Source organism: Roseivivax sp. THAF30 (assembly GCF_009363575.1).
In the GTDB taxonomy this organism is placed as follows: domain Bacteria; phylum Pseudomonadota; class Alphaproteobacteria; order Rhodobacterales; family Rhodobacteraceae; genus Roseivivax; species Roseivivax halotolerans.
Genome location: NZ_CP045389.1, coordinates 1,229,869 through 1,244,803, shown reverse-complemented (window position 1 = coordinate 1,244,803; position 14,935 = coordinate 1,229,869). Strand labels below are relative to the sequence as shown.

Sequence of the window (14,935 nt, the reverse complement as noted above, 5' to 3'; positions counted from 1 at the left end):
GATGCCGTCACCGCGCCGCAACGACCGATGCAAATGAGCAACGGGAGGCGAATTTGAGCAATTTTTCGCCGAATCCCGTTGTCGATTGGAACGAATTCGGACTCCGGCCTTCCGACACAAGGAACCCTGTGCAATAAATCTTAGGACATCTGGGGGAAGATGGCAGGCGCACCCAACGAGGTGCGCATTACAGGACAGAAAACGGGACAGGCTTTCCGATGAACGACGTACGCTCTGGCGGGCTCACCCGCCGCGGCCTTTTGCAGGCCTTCGCCGCGACGACCATCACCGCCGCACCAACGTTCGCAAACGCCGCAGGGTTCCTGCGGGGCGGTGGTGATATCCGACGCATCAAGATGTACTCCGCGCGCACTGGTGAGCGGCTGGAAATGATCTACTGGGTGGACGGCGATTACATCGCCGACGCCGTGAAAGAGATCAATTTCTTCATGCGGGACTGGCGGAACAACAAGGTCAAAGGCATCGATCTGCGCACGATCGACATCATGGCCGCTTCGCACAACCTGCTCGATGCCGATGAGCCTTACCTACTGATCTCCGGCTACCGCAGCCCCGAAACCAACACGATGCTTCGCAGCCGGTCTTCGGGTGTGGCGAAGAATTCGCGCCACCTTCGCGGCGAGGCGGCGGATCTTCGACTGAACTCCCGTTCCGTGAACCAGATGGCCAAGGCAGCCGCGGCATGCCGCGCCGGCGGTGTCGGTCGCTACTCGGGATCGAACTTCGTGCACATGGATTGCGGGCCCGTGCGCAGCTGGGGCAGCTGACAGCGCGCGGCAATCATACCCGTCCTCATGAAGGCGGGTCGGAAACAAGGCACCTTCGGGTGCCTTTTTCGTGTCCGAAGCACAGATGTCAGTGCAGGAAGACACCCTGCCCCGAAGGCAGTCATGTCTTGTCAGTACCGTGAGAAAAGTGGCGCGGTTGACGGGGCTCGAACCCGCGACCCCCGGCGTGACAGGCCGGTACTCTAACCAACTGAGCTACAACCGCGCATTGCGCCTCGGGGCACTCATGGGGACAGCGTGGCGCGGTTGACGGGGCTCGAACCCGCGACCCCCGGCGTGACAGGCCGGTACTCTAACCAACTGAGCTACAACCGCCCGCTGCCCGCCCGGTGCCCCCGGACGTGCCGCGCGTTCTAGGCGGGTGCCGCGATGCCGTCAAGCAGTTTCGGAAGCAGAACGGAGGCATTTTTCCGGTCAGGCATTAGGCTGTCCGAAACCTGCTTTTGACATGTTTGAAACGAGTGCGCGCGCCCTCACTTTACCAGACCGCGGTCCTAAAGTCGTATGATGACGCAACGAATATCCTTTAAAGACAACGTTCATCCCCATATCACGTTATTCATTGTTTTTGGTAAGTAATCAGCAGCCAGGTTTGCTTAGTGTTCGCCATTGTTCATAAACGTATTCGGCTGGTCGACAGCTTTGGCTCCCACATAGATACCACGATCAATCGGCTCTTTATTGTCGTCCTGTCTCGCAGGGGCATGCCGTTCTTCGTGTTGTGTGCGTTGCTTCTGCACTTGATGGATCCTGCGGCCTTCGGAGCCTCTTTCTCCGCTGGCATCGCCCTTTTCCTCTATATGGCGATGACGGCCGTGGCAGTTGCCACGTTTCTTTTCGTCCTCGCGGGATTGCGCGCGCTCTTCGGCCCGAGCTTGCCGCGGTTGCCGACCTTGTGTCTCAGCTTGCCGATCGCAATGCTCGCCGCGCTTGGCGGGCAGGTCATTGTCCTGATCTTTGCCGCCTCCCCCACGAATATCTTCACGACGATGAATGTCGTGCAATTTCTCGTACTTGCGATCCTGTACGACAGCCTCTTCTTCATCTACGCCTATCCTGACTACGCGCGGCGTCACTTCGCACGGCCGCAAACACCTGAACCACGACCCGCCGCGACGCCCCCGGTACCAGAGATCACAGCGACGCCCGAATGCCGCGAGGTCATCATCGGCAGCGATCGCTTCGGCCTCAGCGAGATCCTGATGCTGGAGGCGCGCGAACACCACGTGGAGATCACGCTCGACGGACGCTCGATGACGCGGCGCGCCCGGCTTGGCGACATCATCGCCCAGACCCGCGAGGATGAGGGCGTGCAGCCACACCGGTCTTTCTGGGTGGCCCGCCGCGCCATCGGCCCGGTGCGGCGCGAGGGATCGCGGCACATCATGGTGCTGGCGAACGGCCAGACCGTGCCGATCGCACGCACCCGGCTCGACACGGTCCGTGCCTGGATCGACTGTCACGCCGGGGACCAGCTCGAACAAAGGTGAACATTCTGTCGCGTTGCCCCGCAACGCAAGGCGACTAGCTGAACCCTGCAAGGACAGGAGACCGCCGGGCACATGCTATCCGCAACCGATATCCGAAAAGGATACGCGACCCGCGAGGGCCGGATCGACGTCTTGCGGGGCGTCTCGCTGGAGGTCCAACCGGGCGAGGCCGTGGCCCTCACCGGGGAAAGCGGCTCGGGCAAGAGCACCCTCATGCATTGTCTGGGCTGCCTCGACAGCCTCGACGCCGGGGATGTGACGCTGGCCGGCACCCGGCTCGACGGTCTTGGCGAAGCCGAACGCGCCGAGATCCGCCGCGACCGGATCGGCGTTGTCTTTCAGAGCCTCAACCTCATTCCGTCGCTCGACGTCCGGCAGAACCTTGCATTTCAAGCGCGCCTTTCCGGGCGGCTTGATATCGCGTGGATCGAAGAACTGACCGCGCGGCTCGGCCTTGAAGAATATCTCGACCGCTATCCCGAAGAACTTTCGGGCGGCCAGCAACAGCGCGTTGCCATCGGCCGGGCCGTCGCCAACAGGCCGGAGCTGCTGCTGGCCGACGAGCCCACGGGCAATCTCGACGAAGAAACGGCGGAGCGCGTGCTCGACCTGATGCTCGATCTTGCGCGCGAGACCGGCGCGGCCTTCCTCATGGTCACACATTCAGAACGCCATGCCGCGCGCATGGACCGTCAGCTTCACCTCGAACGCGGGCGCATCGCATGACGCGGGCGGGTCTGGTCGCGCTCCTGGCACATTGGCGGCGGCACCCGGTTCAATTGGCAACGCTCCTCATTGGCCTTGCTCTTGCGACCGCGCTCTGGTCGGGCGTGCAGGCGATCAATGCCGAGGCGCGGGCCAGCTACGATCGCGCCGCGGCGACGCTCGGTCAGGACGTGCCGGACCGGCTCGTCTCGTCGGACACGCTCGATCTGGAGGATTTCGCCCGCATCCGTCGCATGGGTTATCTCGTCAGCCCGCTCGTCGAAGGACGGATCGAGATCGCGGGTCAGCAGCTCGAGATTCGCGGCCTCGATCCGCTGACTGCCCCGCCGAGCCTCGGCACGGCGTCCATCGCGGGCGATGAGGCGGCGCTTGACGGACTTCTCTCCGAGACCGGGCTCTTGCTGGTCTCACCAGAGACGGCGCGCGCGCTCGAAGCGGCCGACGAGCTGCCGCCCCGCCAAGGCGTTCTGCGAATCGCGCGCGGTGAGGTCGTGACCGACATCGCAACCGCGCAGCGGCTTCTTGGCATCGACACACTGACCGCTCTCGCCGTCTCCCCGGATCAGCCGTTCGGTCTGCCGGAGATAACCGGCGCCACGGGTCTCAGCCTCGTCGAGGGAGAAAGCGGAGGCGATCTGGCGGCGCTGACGGAGTCGTTTCACCTCAATCTCACGGCGTTCGGCCTTCTGTCCTTCGCTGTCGGCCTCTTCATCGTGCAAAGCGCCATCGGCCTTGCGTTCGAGCAGCGGCGCGGCACGTTCCGCACCTTGCGGGCGCTCGGAATGCCGCTTCGCCGTCTCATGGCTATTCTGGCGGGCGAGCTGGCCCTGATCGCGCTCCTCGCGGGCGCTGTCGGCGTCGCGCTCGGCTATGCGATCGCGGCGGCGCTTCTGCCGGGCGTTGCCGGTACGCTGCGCGGGCTTTACGGCGCGGATGTCTCGGGGCAGCTCGGCTTCGATCCGCTTTGGGCGGCCTCCGCGCTCGCCATCGCCCTGATCGGCGCGGGGCTGGCGGGCGCGCAGGCTCTGTGGCGGGTTGCGAAGATGCCACTTCTTGCCCCGGCGCAGCCGCGTGCCTGGGCGATGGCCTCCGCACGAACCTTGCGCCTTCAGGGCGGGCTCGCAGCGCTCTTGCTGGCGACAAGCGGGGTTCTCGCGGCTTGGGGAGACGGGCTGATCGCGGCCTTCGCCTGCCTTGCAGCGCTCCTGATCGGCGCGGCACTGGCCCTGCCCGCCTGCCTGATCGGCACGCTCCGCGCGGCAGATCCGCTGGCTCGCGGGCCAGTCTCTGAATGGGTTCTGGCCGATGCGCGCCAGCAGGTTCCGGCTTTGTCGCTGGCACTGATGGCGCTGCTCCTCGCGCTTGCAGCCAATGTCGGCGTCGGCACGATGGTCGGCTCCTTCCGAACGACCTTCGACGGCTGGCTCGACCAGCGGCTGGCCTCTGAGGTCTATGTCACCGCGCGCACCCCCGCCGAAGTGGACGAGCTGCGCGCCTTTGTTGAGCCCTACGCGGATGCGGTCCTGCCGATCTGGTCGGTGGATGTCACGCTCGCGGGCCAGCCCGGCGAGGTCTTCGGCGTCGCGGACCACCCGACCTATCGCGACAACTGGCCGCTTCTTACCGCTGAACCTGACGTGTGGGACCGGATCGCCGCGGGCGAGGCCGCGCTCATCAACGAGCAGCTCTGGCGGCGCGAGGAGATCGCGCTCGGTGACGCCATTGCACTCGCGCCCGGCTGGTCCCTGCCTGTCGCGGGGGTCTATTCCGATTATGGCAACCCCGCGCCTCAGGCGATGGTCGGGCTCGAGGCGCTTGGCGCGCGCTTCCCGGATCGCCCGCGCCTGCGGTTCGCGATACGGATCGCGCCCGACGAGGCGCCGGCGCTGGTGCAGGCCATCCGAGACGAGTTCGACCTTCCGCCCGGCAATGTCGTGAACCAGGCGGATGTGAAAGAGCTGTCACTGCGCGTTTTCGACCAAACGTTCCTCGTGACGGGCGCACTCAACGTGCTGACGCTCGGTGTTGCGGGCTTTGCCATTCTGACGAGCCTCCTGACGCTTTCGACCCTGCGCCTGCCGCAGCTCGCGCCGGTCTGGGCGCTCGGGCTTCGCCCCGGCACGCTCGGCAAGCTCGAGGTCGCGCGCACGGCGCTCCTCGCGCTTCTGACCTGGCTGCTCGCCATTCCTGTCGGACTATGCCTCGCCTGGGTGCTGCTGGCCCGCGTCAATGTCGAAGCCTTCGGCTGGCGCTTGCCGATGCTTTATTTCCCAGGCGAATGGCTCTGGCTGGGGCTTGCCGCCCTGATCGCGGCCTGCCTTGCCTGTCTCTGGCCTGTGATCCGCCTCAATCGCCTGCCTCCGTCCCGCCTCGTGAGTGTTTTTGCAAATGATCGCTAGAGTTCTGATCGTGCCCCTCCTCATCGCCGCCCCGGCTTACGGCCAAGGCTTCGCGGGGCTCGGAACCGAAGCCGGCGATTTTGGCGCGGTTACGCCGGACCGGTCGCTTGAGTTTCCGAAGGACCATCTGCCCCACCCCGCCTACCGAATCGAATGGTGGTATCTCACCGCCAATCTCGAAGCGGCGGACGGCACGGAGTACGGTTTGCAATGGACACTGTTCCGGTCGGCACGGCGGCCGCTCACATCAGAGGGTTGGGAAGCGGATCAGCTCTGGATGGGTCATGCCGCGCTGACCTCGGCTGACACGCATCTCGTGGCGGAGCGGCTGGCGCGCGGCGGGATCGGTCAGGCCGGTGTCGAGGACGCCCCGTTCGAGGCTTTCATCGACGATTGGCATCTGCGCTCCACTGCGCCCGAGGAGGCCGATCCTTTGTCGGAGGTTGCGCTCGCTGCGCGTGGCTCCGACTTTTCCTACGCGCTCGACCTCACCGCATCCGGCCCGCTCGTCCTTCAGGGCGAGGACGGGTATTCGGTTAAATCTCCCGAGGGCCAGGCAAGTTACTATTACTCCCAGCCCTTCTACGAGGTGACCGGGGACATCAGCCTGCCCGAGGGCGCTGTCGCTGTCACCGGGAGTGCCTGGCTTGACCGCGAATGGTCGTCGCAACCCCTGTCGGAGACGCAAAGCGGCTGGGACTGGTTCTCGCTCAATTTCGACAATGGCGCGAAGCTGATGGCGTTCGGGCTGCGGGATACCGAAGGCGGCCACTACAATTCGGCCACCTGGATCGCGCCTGACGGCACGCCGACCCCCTATGGGGACGGCGCTGTAACGCTGACGCCGCTTGGGGAGGCGGATGTCGCCGGGCGGGATATTCCCGTGCGCTGGCGGGTGGAGCTACCCGACGAGGGTCTGAACGTGACCACCGAGCCGCTAAATGCTCAGGCCTGGATGGGCACGCTGTTCCCCTACTGGGAAGGCCCCGTGACGGTCAGCGGCAGCCATTCGGGCCGCGGATATCTGGAGATGACGGGCTACCCCGAACGGACCGAGGCCGGAACGCAATAGCGGCCCGGCCTCGGTCTTGTCTTTAGCGCGAGGTCAGCCGTCGTTGGCGATCGCGTTGTTCAGCTCATTCATGAAGGCCAGTTGCCGCTCGCGGAAATCCGCTTCGGAGATATCCGCATCGAGCTCGGCCAGAGCGTCGCAGTAAAGCGACGTCATGACGGTGAGCTTGCGGGTATATTCCGCGTCCGACAAATCGTTCTCGAGCGAGGCGACCGCGTCTTGCAGCTCGCCTTCCTGAACCGGACCGTCCGCAACCGCGCGCACTGCGTCGCGTGTGCCGTCAGAGACGCCCTCGAGCGAGACGACGGGACAGGCGGCCGTGAGATCCGTGTCGCCGGTCATGTCGAGCTGCGCCACCCCGCGTGCCCGCTCCACGTCGAGCGCGGTGGCCAGGCGCGGCACTTCGTTGCCCCAGGATGCGCGCACGTAATTGGTGACATCCGCGATCTCTTCGTCCGACAGGCTATCGTAGAAGCTCGGCATCTGGCCCCAATCGTTGCGCGGCTCGATCCCCTGCAGCAGCACGTTGATGACGTTGACCGGATTGTCGCCATTCACGCCGCCATTGTTCACAAGGCGCGCCGCGAGCCCGTCGCGGCCCATGCCGTCATCGCCGTGACAGGAGAGGCAATTCCCTTCGTAGATCGCTGCGCCGCGCGCCATCGCATCCTCGCTCAGTTCCGCGACCTCGTCGGCTTCGCCCTCGGGATCGTCCTCGGCGCGCTTCAGAATGTAAGCGGAGATCGCCTCCACGTCAGAGCGCTCGGCTTTCGACAGGGAATCCGCGACTTGATACATCGGGCCGAAGGCAGCGAGGCCATCTGGATGCTCATTCGCGAGATAGGCCGTCAGGGTTTCCTGGTCGAACTTGTTCAGGTGCGAGTCGACGCTGCCCGAGATGTTCGGTGCGTACCAGCCGTCGACCACCGCGCCCTGATAGGCCTGATCCGCGACCGGTCCGCCAATGGAATTGCGCGTCGTGTGGCAAGCGGCGCAATGCGCGACACCCTCGGCCAGGTAGGCACCGCGATTGAGCTGGTCATCCCACTCTTCGCGAGGCTCGTACCGGGCCTCTTCGAAGTAGAGCTCCTTCCAGACCGCCACGCCCTGGCGCACGTTGTACGGGAAAGGAAGCTGGATCGTCTCGACCTCGTTAAAGACCGGCTCGATCGTCTGGTAATAAGCCCAGAGCGCATCGATATCCTCGTCGCTCATCAGCGTGTAGCGATTGTATGGCATTGCCGGATAGAGCGGCCCGCCCTCTTTGTTGACTCCCCGGCGCAGCGCGCCCTCGAAGTCGTCCCGCGTCCAGCCGCCGATGCCCGAAGGCTCGTGCTGGGTGATGTTCGGAGACATGAGCCTGCCAAACGGCGTCAGGATCACGCGACCACCCGCATAGGGTTCGCCATCGCGCGCCTGGTGGCAGTGGCGGCACCCGGCCATGTTGGACAGGTACTCTCCGCGAGCGACCAGATCGGACTGGTCCGAGGACGACGAGGCGTCGGCGCTCGACTCCTCCGACTGCGCGAGAGTCACGCTCGGAGCGAGCGTGCAAATGCCGGCCATCGCGGCAGCGGCAACGGAAAGACGAAAGGATGTGGACATCGGAACTCCTGCGGATCAGGCGGGGTGACGCGATAGGAGCTATCGCGCTTGGCGTCCCTGTCCACTTTGTCGGACAAGAATTGTCACGCCGCCATGACAAATCGTGATGACAGGAGGCACCTTTTCAAGCGCAGCCGAGCCCTATCGCTGCGGCAGTCGGACAGCCCCGTCGAGCCGGATCGTCGTGCCGTTGATGTAGGAATTCTCGACGATATGCGCGGCCATCCTCGCATATTCTTCGGGCGCGCCGAGCCGCGCGGGGAACGGGATATTGGAAGTGATCGCTTCGGTCGTCTCGGGCGGCAGACCCTGCATCATGGGCGTGTTGAAGAGGCCCGGCGCAATTGCGGCCACGCGGATGCCGAGCTTTGCGAGATCCCGCGCCGCGGGAAGACAAAGCGCCGCGATAGCGCCTTTCGAGGCGGCGTAAGCCGTCTGACCAAGCTGGCCGTCCTCGTAGGCGATGGATGCCGTGTTGACCACGACGCCCCGCTCCTCGCCGAGCGGATCGAGCTCGGACATGGCACGGGCCGCATGGCTCATCACGTTGTAGGTGCCGAAAAGGTTCACGCGGATCGTCTTTTCGAAGAGATCGAGCGCGAGCTTGCCCTCACGGCCCACGACCCGCGCCGCGCCCGCGATGCCCGCGCAATTCACCGCAGCGCGCAGGCCACCCATCTCCGAAGCTACCGTCTCGACCGCCCTGCCGACCGCGTCGGCGTCGGTCACATCGAGCGGGAAGGCGCGTCCGCCGATCTCGGTCGCGACCGCCTCAGCCTGCTCGGCTCCCAGATCGAAGATCGCGACCCGCGCGCCAAGGCTCGCGAAATGGCGCGCCGTCGCCTCGCCGAGGCCGCTGCCTCCACCGGTCACGATCACTGTCTGATTGTCGATCTGCATCGAGGCCTCCGTTATTCGGGGATGAGGAACAGGGTGATGGCCGGGAACATCACGAGGATCGCGACCCGCACGATGTCAGAGCCAACGAACCACAAGACCGCGCGATAGGTCGCGGTCATCGGCGTCTCCCGGTCCATGCCGTTGATGATGAAGAGGTTCATGCCGACGGGCGGCGTGATGAGCCCGACCTCCACGACGATCAGAACAAGGATACCGAACCAGATCGCCATATGTTCGGGGCTCATCCCGAAATCGAGCGCGCTGACCGTCGGAAAGAAGATCGGGATGGTCAGAAGGATCATCGACAGGCTGTCCATCAGGCACCCGAAGACGAGGTAGAAGGCGAGGATCATGACCAGCACCGTCCACGGGCTGTAGCCTTGGCTGACCACCCAGTTCGACAGCTCTTGGGGCACCTGCGTGAGCGCAAGAAAGCCGTTGTAGATCGCCGCGCCCAAGATGATGAAGAAGATCATCGCGGTGCTGCGCGCGGTCTGCAGGATGCTGTCGCGGAAGACCGGCCAGGTCAGGCTGCCCGAAAAGAGCGCGATGAGGCCCGTTCCCGCCGCGCCGACCGCCGCGCCTTCGGTGGGGGTGAACCAGCCAAGGTAGATACCGCCCACCACGAGGCCGAACACGATCAAGACGGGCCATACGTTCAGGAGGGCGCGCAGACGGTCGGACATCGGCACGGCCGGCCGCGTGCCCGCGGCGTCGGGGTTGAGCCGCACGTAGATCGAGATCGTGATCATGTAGCCGATCGCGGCCAGAACGCCCGGAATGAAGGCAGCGACAAAGAGCTTGGCGATGTTCTGCTCGGTCAGGATCGCGTAGATCACGAGGATCACCGAGGGCGGGATCAGGATGCCGAGCGTGCCGCCTGCCGCCAGCGTCGCGGTCGAAAAACCGCCCGAATAGCCGTAGCGCTTGAGCTCGGGCAAGGCGACACGGCTCATCGTGGCCGCCGTCGCCAGCGAGGAGCCGCAGATCGCACCGAACCCCGCGCAGGCCCCGACCGCCGCCATCGCAACGCCCCCTTTCCGGTGCCCGAGCCAGCTTTCCGCGGCCTTGAAAAGCGCCGAAGACATGCCCGAGAGGGTCGCGAACTGCCCCATCAAGAGAAACATCGGGATGATGGAGAGCGAATAGCTCGAAAAGGTCGTGTAGGTCTCGGTCTTGAGGCGCGACAGGAACATGCCAGTCGAGCCCAGCGCGAAATAGAGCCCGCCGATCCCGCAGAGGAACATCGCGAGCCCGATCGGCGCTCGCAAGAAGATCATGAGCAAAAGGATTGGAAAGGACGCAAAGCCCAGCTCGAGCATCGACATGAGCTCAGAGCCCTCCGCTGTCTGTCATAAGAACGCGGCCCGTCGCGGCTTCGCGCAGGCGTGCATAGGCGCACCAGAGCGCAACGATCGAAGCGACGACGGCCGCGGCGAAGCTCGCCGCATAGGACCACCAGATCGGGAATTGCAGCATGAAGGTCGTCTCGCCATTGGCGATCTTGCCCTCCATGCCGACGCCCAGCCGCCAGGTGATGAGCAGGATCGCAGCGCTGAGCGCGCATTCCCAGAAGGCCGCGATCCAGCGCTGGACCGCTTGCGGCAGAGCGGAGGTGAAGACATCGACCACCGCATGCGCGCCCGAAAGCTGGCAGATCGGAAGAAAGGCGAAGATGGCGAAAGCGACGCCCGCTTCAACCAGCTCGAAATCGCCGTTGATCGGGCCGACACCGCTCGCGATGAGCGCATCTCCGAGGCCGCCGGGCAAAAACCCCGAATGGCCCAGCGTGTTGAGCCCGCGCCCGAAGATGCTCAGGCAGGCGAGAATGACGACCAGCGTCAAAACCAGCCCGCCCAGCACCGCCGTGCCGCGCGCGAGACGTTCGATCCCAGCCTTCATGCAGGCTCCCTCTGCCGCGAGATGCCGGAGCGCGCGCCGTGCGCTCCGGTCCGCCGGTCGGGCTTACTCGCTTTCCTCGGCGATGAGCTCTGCCGCGCGGTCGCGCAGTGCCGAGCCATCCATGCCGTTCTCGTCCATCTCGGCAACCCAGGCATCAGTCACGGCCTGACCCGCTTCCTTCCAGCGCTCCAGCTCCTCGCCCGAGATCTCGATGATGTTCGCGCCGGCCTCGATCGCGGCATCGCGCGGACCCGCGTCGTCTTCCTGCATCTGAGCACCTGCGAACCCGGAGAATTCCAGTCCGGAATTCTGGTCGATCACCGCTTTGAGATCGTCGGGCAGTGCATCGTAGCGATCCTGGTTCATCGCGAAAATGAAGGTCGTGGTGTAAAGTGTCTCGTCGCCGAAGGTCGTGTGGTTGTCGACCAGCTCGTTGACCCGCAGCGCGCCCGTGACTTCCCACGGGATCACCGCGCCATTGACGACGCCCTTGGAGAGCGCCTCGGGGATCGCCGGAACCGGCATACCGACCGTGGTCGCGCCAAGTTCGGAAAAGAGTCGCGTGGTCAGGCGAGTCGGCGCGCGCAGTTTCATGCCGTTGAGATCATCGAGCGTTTCGACGGGCGTTTCGGAATGGATCACGCCAGGCCCGTGGACCCAGAGCCCCAGCACTTTGAAATCGGCAAAGTCCTGATCCATCATGGTTTCTTCAGCGAGCCGCCAATAGGCGCGGGACACAGGGCCGGCATCGGTCATGGTAAATGGCAGCTCGAACACCTCGGCGCGCGGAAAGCGGCCGGGCGTGTAGCCCGCGACGGTCCAGATGACGTCCGCTACGCCATCGACCACCTGGTCGATCAGCTCCGGCGGCGTGCCGCCAAGCTGCATGGAGGGAAAGCGCTGCACGGTGATCCGCCCACCGGAATCCTCTTCCACGCTGTCGGCCCAGACATCGAGCACGTTCTTCGGCACGTTGGCCTGCGCCGGCAGGAACTGATGCAGGCGCAGCGTCACGTCCTGCGCGAACGCGGGCATCCCGAGCGTCGTGCCGAGCGCGGCAACGCCCAAAACCGAAAGCATTCGGCGGCGATTGGTAGACATGGTTCTCTCCTCCCTTGCCATGTTGCGTCCCGCTCAATGCGCGCGGGCGATGGCTTATGGAGAGAAAGTGTTAGTCAGCCGGCCTATGCTCCGCAAATGATTATTTCGTGGTCGCAAACGACAAACGGCCGACGAGAATTTCGCCGGCCGCTGCTGAAACTATGCGAGTTAACGCTCGATTAGCTATCGGAATTCTCGGTTCCGCCGGTCGAGGCCGAGGTCGGCTCGCCGTCAGGACCGTAGAAGACGATACGCGTGCCTTCCTGAAGGTCAGCCTGCAGCTCGCCATAGGCTTGCTGGCGCACCTGCTGTTCGATTTGCGGGCGGACGTCCTCGAGCGGCGGCAGCTCGGTCTCGGAATTTGCCGCGATCTCGTCATAGGTGTTCTGAACCGCGTCATCCGTCACTGCCGAGTCGAGTTCGCGCTGCAGATAGACGCGGACCATCGCGTCCTCGTTCTGCATCTGCTCGTTCTCTTCGGTCATCGCCTGGACGTCTTCGTCCTCGGACAGACCATCGGCTTCAGCCGCATCGAGCAGCATCTGGCGCATGATGAGCTGCTGAACCGCCATCGGCACAAGGCGCTCCTGAGGTTGCTGGCGCATCTCCTGCGGCATCGCGGCGATCATCGCCATGACATCGCCTTGCGTGATCTCGGTGTCATCGACCGTGACGATCAGGCGCTCGAGATCCGCGCTGCCGCCTTCGGCCGTCCCGTTGTCGCCGGACTGGGCCATGTCCGAGCTGCCGTTGCTCGACGCCTCGTTGCCCTGCCCGTCCGTCGCCGGTGCTTCGGCATTGTCGACGGTGTCTTCCAACTCGCTGGGAGTGCCGTTGTCGGAGCCGGTCGCATCCTGGCTCTGCGCGTAGGCAGCCGTCGAGAAGATGAGTGCGAGCGCCGTCACGGGCGCGGTGATGCCTGTCTTGATACGCATAAGTCCTCCTTTGGGGTTCGCTGCGATCACGAGGACAACGAAGCGCGAAAAGCGTCGTTCCATTACAACCAGTCAACCTTGGCGCAATCGGAACGCGTGCGCCGGATACCGCCTAAACACCCAAGAACAGTCAGAATTACAACTTTAGGAAGATTTTCTGAAACTCGCACAACTTAAGATTCGTGGTTTCGGCTGTGGGGGCTGAGATCATGGAGAAACACCATGCTTAGTCGATTGAGATCTACAAGTTCCGGAATTGCCGTTGCCTTGGCCGCGTCACTCTGCGCGACTGGTGCGGCCCGCGCCGATGGTCTCGGCATTTCAGCCAATGTCGGCCTTGGAGGAGACAAGGGCATCTCGGCGGATGTCGATGTCGGCTTGGGAGGCTCGAACGGAGTGAATGCCGGCGTCGATGCCTCTGTCGGAGGCGGCAGCGTCGCGGACGCGGATGTCGATGCCTCCGTCGGCGGCGGCAACGGCGTGAATGCCGATGCCGATGCCACGGTCGGAGGCGGCAGTGTCGCCGATGCGGATGTCGGCGTGTCGGTCGGCGGATCAGGCGGTTCTGATGACCCGGATGACGGCTCTGGTGGGTCCGGCGGCGGCTCGAACGGCTCGGGCGGCGGCTCGAACGGCTCGGGCGGCGGCTCGGACGGCTCCGGCGGCGGCTCTGATGGGCCTGGCGGCGGCCAGAACGACACCGACATGGACAACGCCGTGACCCGCAACTCGATGGACGAGAGCTCGACGCCGGTGCGTCGCGGCCTTGCTCCGGAAATCGCGGGTATTATCGGCATGCCGGTCTTCACCGCGGACGATGCGTTCATCGGAACCGTTCAGTCAGCGACGGGCGATATGCTCACGATCGATCTGCGCCGTGGCGGCAAGATGGAGCTTATCGGCGGCGTTGCACGCACGAGCGATCAGGGCGTTTTCCTGATGGCCAGTCGCGCGCAGCTGGCCGACTACCTGACACGGAGATCGGTGCGGTTGTCCATCCGGTGAAGTATCGCCGCGCCGAACGCGATTGACATTAATGCCGGGCCTGCCGGCTCGGCATCTCACGGCTTTCACGTTGCGGAGGCGGAATGGTGGGTGATGAGAGACTCGAACTCCCGACATCTTCGGTGTAAACGAAGCGCTCTACCAACTGAGCTAATCACCCTGATCCGCGCCGGTCTTAGCCGGGGTCCGGGACTCTATCAAGAGCGAAGCGCCGCCCCGGAAAGAAGAAAAGCGCATCCCGCGATCAGGATGCGCCTTTCCGGAAACCTGGTGGGTGATAGAAGATTCGAACTTCTGACATCTTCGATGTGAACGAAGCGCTCTACCACTGAGCTAATCACCCGGTGCCGGGTGCATTAGCCTCACTCGGCGGGCTCTGCAAGGGGGTCTGCGGCGGCTTTCGGCGTTTCGTCGGGTTGGCGCACCTTGGTCACCAACACCTGCCCGTTCTGCACGTCCTTTACCCGCTGCACCTTCATCTTGCCGAACGGCTTGAGGTTCAGCTCCCGTCCCTCGGACAGCGCATCGCCAAGGATTTGCAAGGCTTCCTCGATGACGGGTTTCACGTCTTTCTTCTTGATGCCCGTGCGTTTGACAATCTTGTCGACGAGTTCGCGCTTCTTCAGATCGGGCTGTTGGCTCGGCGGCAGGACGCTCGGATCCAGCGTCGCGGCGACGGCGCGCTGAAGATCGCTCTCGGGTCCAGCGGCGGCCCGACCGACCTGATCGATAGTCACCGTGGATGCGGGTTTTGACGCGACCGGGCTTTTTGCACTCGTGCGCGTCGCAGTCGAAGACGCACGTGTGGTCGTCTTGCGCGATGTCCGGCGCGCGGGCGTCTTTTTCTCTGTCATTCTGTGTGCTCTCTGCTCGTGACTTTTCGTCTTTTATTGCGACAAAGTTACCAGAGACTTGGCCGTTCCCAAAGTGAAAAGCCGGGTTTGCCCTTCGCAGGCGCATTTTTTGCCCGGCGATCGTCCTCGAGATGCCC

13 protein-coding genes and 4 tRNA genes are annotated in these 14,935 nt (G+C 64.3%); 6 read left to right on the top strand and 11 right to left on the bottom strand.

The window, feature by feature from the left end; genetic code table 11:
* Window positions 1–218 precede the first annotated feature (218 nt).
* Window positions 219–788: a DUF882 domain-containing protein gene (locus FIU91_RS06055; RefSeq protein ID WP_152461813.1), complete on the top strand. Its 570-nt coding sequence runs from the start codon at window positions 219–221 to the stop codon at window positions 786–788.
* Window positions 789–937: 149 nt separating this feature from the next.
* On the opposite strand, the gene FIU91_RS06050 is transcribed toward FIU91_RS06055, so the two are convergent.
* A tRNA-Asp gene (locus tag FIU91_RS06050) sits at window positions 938–1,014 on the bottom strand.
* A gap of 33 nt (window positions 1,015–1,047) precedes the next feature.
* Window positions 1,048–1,124: transfer RNA gene (locus tag FIU91_RS06045), tRNA-Asp, on the bottom strand.
* 284 nt (window positions 1,125–1,408) lie between these two features.
* Here FIU91_RS06045 and FIU91_RS06040 point away from each other — a divergent pair.
* From FIU91_RS06040 to FIU91_RS06025, 4 genes are all read left to right on the top strand, one after another.
* Window positions 1,409–2,299, top strand: coding sequence for a LytTR family DNA-binding domain-containing protein (locus FIU91_RS06040; protein WP_152461812.1), 891 nt, complete (start codon window positions 1,409–1,411; stop codon window positions 2,297–2,299).
* 72 nt (window positions 2,300–2,371) lie between these two features.
* The gene (locus FIU91_RS06035; protein WP_093013541.1) at window positions 2,372–3,025 is read left to right on the top strand and encodes an ABC transporter ATP-binding protein; all 654 of its coding nucleotides are present in this window, start codon (window positions 2,372–2,374) and stop codon (window positions 3,023–3,025) included.
* Window positions 3,022–5,424 carry an FtsX-like permease family protein gene (locus FIU91_RS06030; RefSeq protein ID WP_152461811.1) on the top strand — a complete coding sequence of 801 codons (2,403 nt, stop codon included), beginning with the start codon at window positions 3,022–3,024 and terminating at the stop codon, window positions 5,422–5,424. The genes FIU91_RS06035 and FIU91_RS06030 overlap by 4 nt, the downstream gene beginning before the upstream one ends.
* Complete coding sequence (locus FIU91_RS06025) at window positions 5,414–6,496, top strand: lipocalin-like domain-containing protein (RefSeq protein WP_152461810.1); 1,083 nt, start codon at window positions 5,414–5,416, stop codon at window positions 6,494–6,496. Before FIU91_RS06030 ends, FIU91_RS06025 begins: the two co-directional genes overlap by 11 nt.
* Before the next feature lie 33 nt (window positions 6,497–6,529).
* Here FIU91_RS06025 and FIU91_RS06020 read toward each other — a convergent pair whose 3' ends face one another.
* The 6 genes from FIU91_RS06020 to FIU91_RS05995 all read right to left on the bottom strand — a co-directional run bounded on the left by FIU91_RS06020 (window position 6,530) and on the right by FIU91_RS05995 (window position 12,939).
* Window positions 6,530–8,101: a cytochrome c gene (locus FIU91_RS06020; protein ID WP_152461809.1), complete on the bottom strand. Its 1,572-nt coding sequence runs from the start codon at window positions 8,099–8,101 to the stop codon at window positions 6,530–6,532.
* Window positions 8,102–8,242: 141 nt separating this feature from the next.
* Complete coding sequence (locus tag FIU91_RS06015) at window positions 8,243–9,001, bottom strand: SDR family oxidoreductase (protein WP_152461808.1); 759 nt, start codon at window positions 8,999–9,001, stop codon at window positions 8,243–8,245.
* An 11-nt stretch (window positions 9,002–9,012) separates the two neighbouring features.
* Window positions 9,013–10,329 (bottom strand): TRAP transporter large permease, encoded by a 1,317-nt coding sequence (locus FIU91_RS06010; protein WP_093013554.1) that lies wholly within the window; start codon window positions 10,327–10,329, stop codon window positions 9,013–9,015.
* 4 nt (window positions 10,330–10,333) lie between these two features.
* Window positions 10,334–10,903: a TRAP transporter small permease gene (locus tag FIU91_RS06005; protein WP_152461807.1), complete on the bottom strand. Its 570-nt coding sequence runs from the start codon at window positions 10,901–10,903 to the stop codon at window positions 10,334–10,336.
* 63 nt (window positions 10,904–10,966) lie between these two features.
* Window positions 10,967–12,004 (bottom strand): TRAP transporter substrate-binding protein, encoded by a 1,038-nt coding sequence (locus FIU91_RS06000; protein WP_152461806.1) that lies wholly within the window; start codon window positions 12,002–12,004, stop codon window positions 10,967–10,969.
* Between the two features lie 179 nt (window positions 12,005–12,183).
* Entirely contained in the window at window positions 12,184–12,939 is a 756-nt protein-coding gene (locus FIU91_RS05995) for a hypothetical protein (RefSeq protein ID WP_152461805.1), read from the bottom strand.
* Window positions 12,940–13,206: 267 nt separating this feature from the next.
* Between FIU91_RS05995 and FIU91_RS19355 the strand changes: the two genes are divergently transcribed.
* Window positions 13,207–13,944, top strand: coding sequence for a hypothetical protein (locus tag FIU91_RS19355; protein ID WP_172974948.1), 738 nt, complete (start codon window positions 13,207–13,209; stop codon window positions 13,942–13,944).
* A gap of 84 nt (window positions 13,945–14,028) precedes the next feature.
* Here the strand turns inward: FIU91_RS19355 and FIU91_RS05980 are convergent.
* The 3 genes from FIU91_RS05980 to FIU91_RS05970 all read right to left on the bottom strand — a co-directional run bounded on the left by FIU91_RS05980 (window position 14,029) and on the right by FIU91_RS05970 (window position 14,798).
* Window positions 14,029–14,104: transfer RNA gene (locus FIU91_RS05980), tRNA-Val, on the bottom strand.
* Between the two features lie 108 nt (window positions 14,105–14,212).
* Window positions 14,213–14,287, bottom strand: a tRNA-Val gene (locus tag FIU91_RS05975).
* A 19-nt stretch (window positions 14,288–14,306) separates the two neighbouring features.
* The gene (locus tag FIU91_RS05970) at window positions 14,307–14,798 is read right to left on the bottom strand and encodes an HU family DNA-binding protein (protein ID WP_152461802.1); all 492 of its coding nucleotides are present in this window, start codon (window positions 14,796–14,798) and stop codon (window positions 14,307–14,309) included.
* Window positions 14,799–14,935: the final 137 nt, after the last annotated feature.

Bases quoted from the DNA above. Each gene is read 5' to 3' on its own strand.
- FIU91_RS06055 (WP_152461813.1), top strand. From the start codon at position 219: ATGAACGACGTACGCTCTGGCGGGCTCACCCGCCGCGGCCTTTTGCAG.
- FIU91_RS06035 (WP_093013541.1), top strand. From the start codon at position 2,372: ATGCTATCCGCAACCGATATCCGAAAAGGATACGCGACCCGCGAGGGC.
- FIU91_RS06030 (WP_152461811.1), top strand. From the start codon at position 3,022: ATGACGCGGGCGGGTCTGGTCGCGCTCCTGGCACATTGGCGGCGGCAC.
- FIU91_RS06025 (WP_152461810.1), top strand. From the start codon at position 5,414: ATGATCGCTAGAGTTCTGATCGTGCCCCTCCTCATCGCCGCCCCGGCT.
- FIU91_RS06020 (WP_152461809.1), bottom strand. From the start codon at position 8,101: ATGTCCACATCCTTTCGTCTTTCCGTTGCCGCTGCCGCGATGGCCGGC.
- FIU91_RS06015 (WP_152461808.1), bottom strand. From the start codon at position 9,001: ATGCAGATCGACAATCAGACAGTGATCGTGACCGGTGGAGGCAGCGGC.
- FIU91_RS06010 (WP_093013554.1), bottom strand. From the start codon at position 10,329: ATGTCGATGCTCGAGCTGGGCTTTGCGTCCTTTCCAATCCTTTTGCTC.
- FIU91_RS06005 (WP_152461807.1), bottom strand. From the start codon at position 10,903: ATGAAGGCTGGGATCGAACGTCTCGCGCGCGGCACGGCGGTGCTGGGC.
- FIU91_RS06000 (WP_152461806.1), bottom strand. From the start codon at position 12,004: ATGTCTACCAATCGCCGCCGAATGCTTTCGGTTTTGGGCGTTGCCGCG.
- FIU91_RS05995 (WP_152461805.1), bottom strand. From the start codon at position 12,939: ATGCGTATCAAGACAGGCATCACCGCGCCCGTGACGGCGCTCGCACTC.
- FIU91_RS05970 (WP_152461802.1), bottom strand. From the start codon at position 14,798: ATGACAGAGAAAAAGACGCCCGCGCGCCGGACATCGCGCAAGACGACC.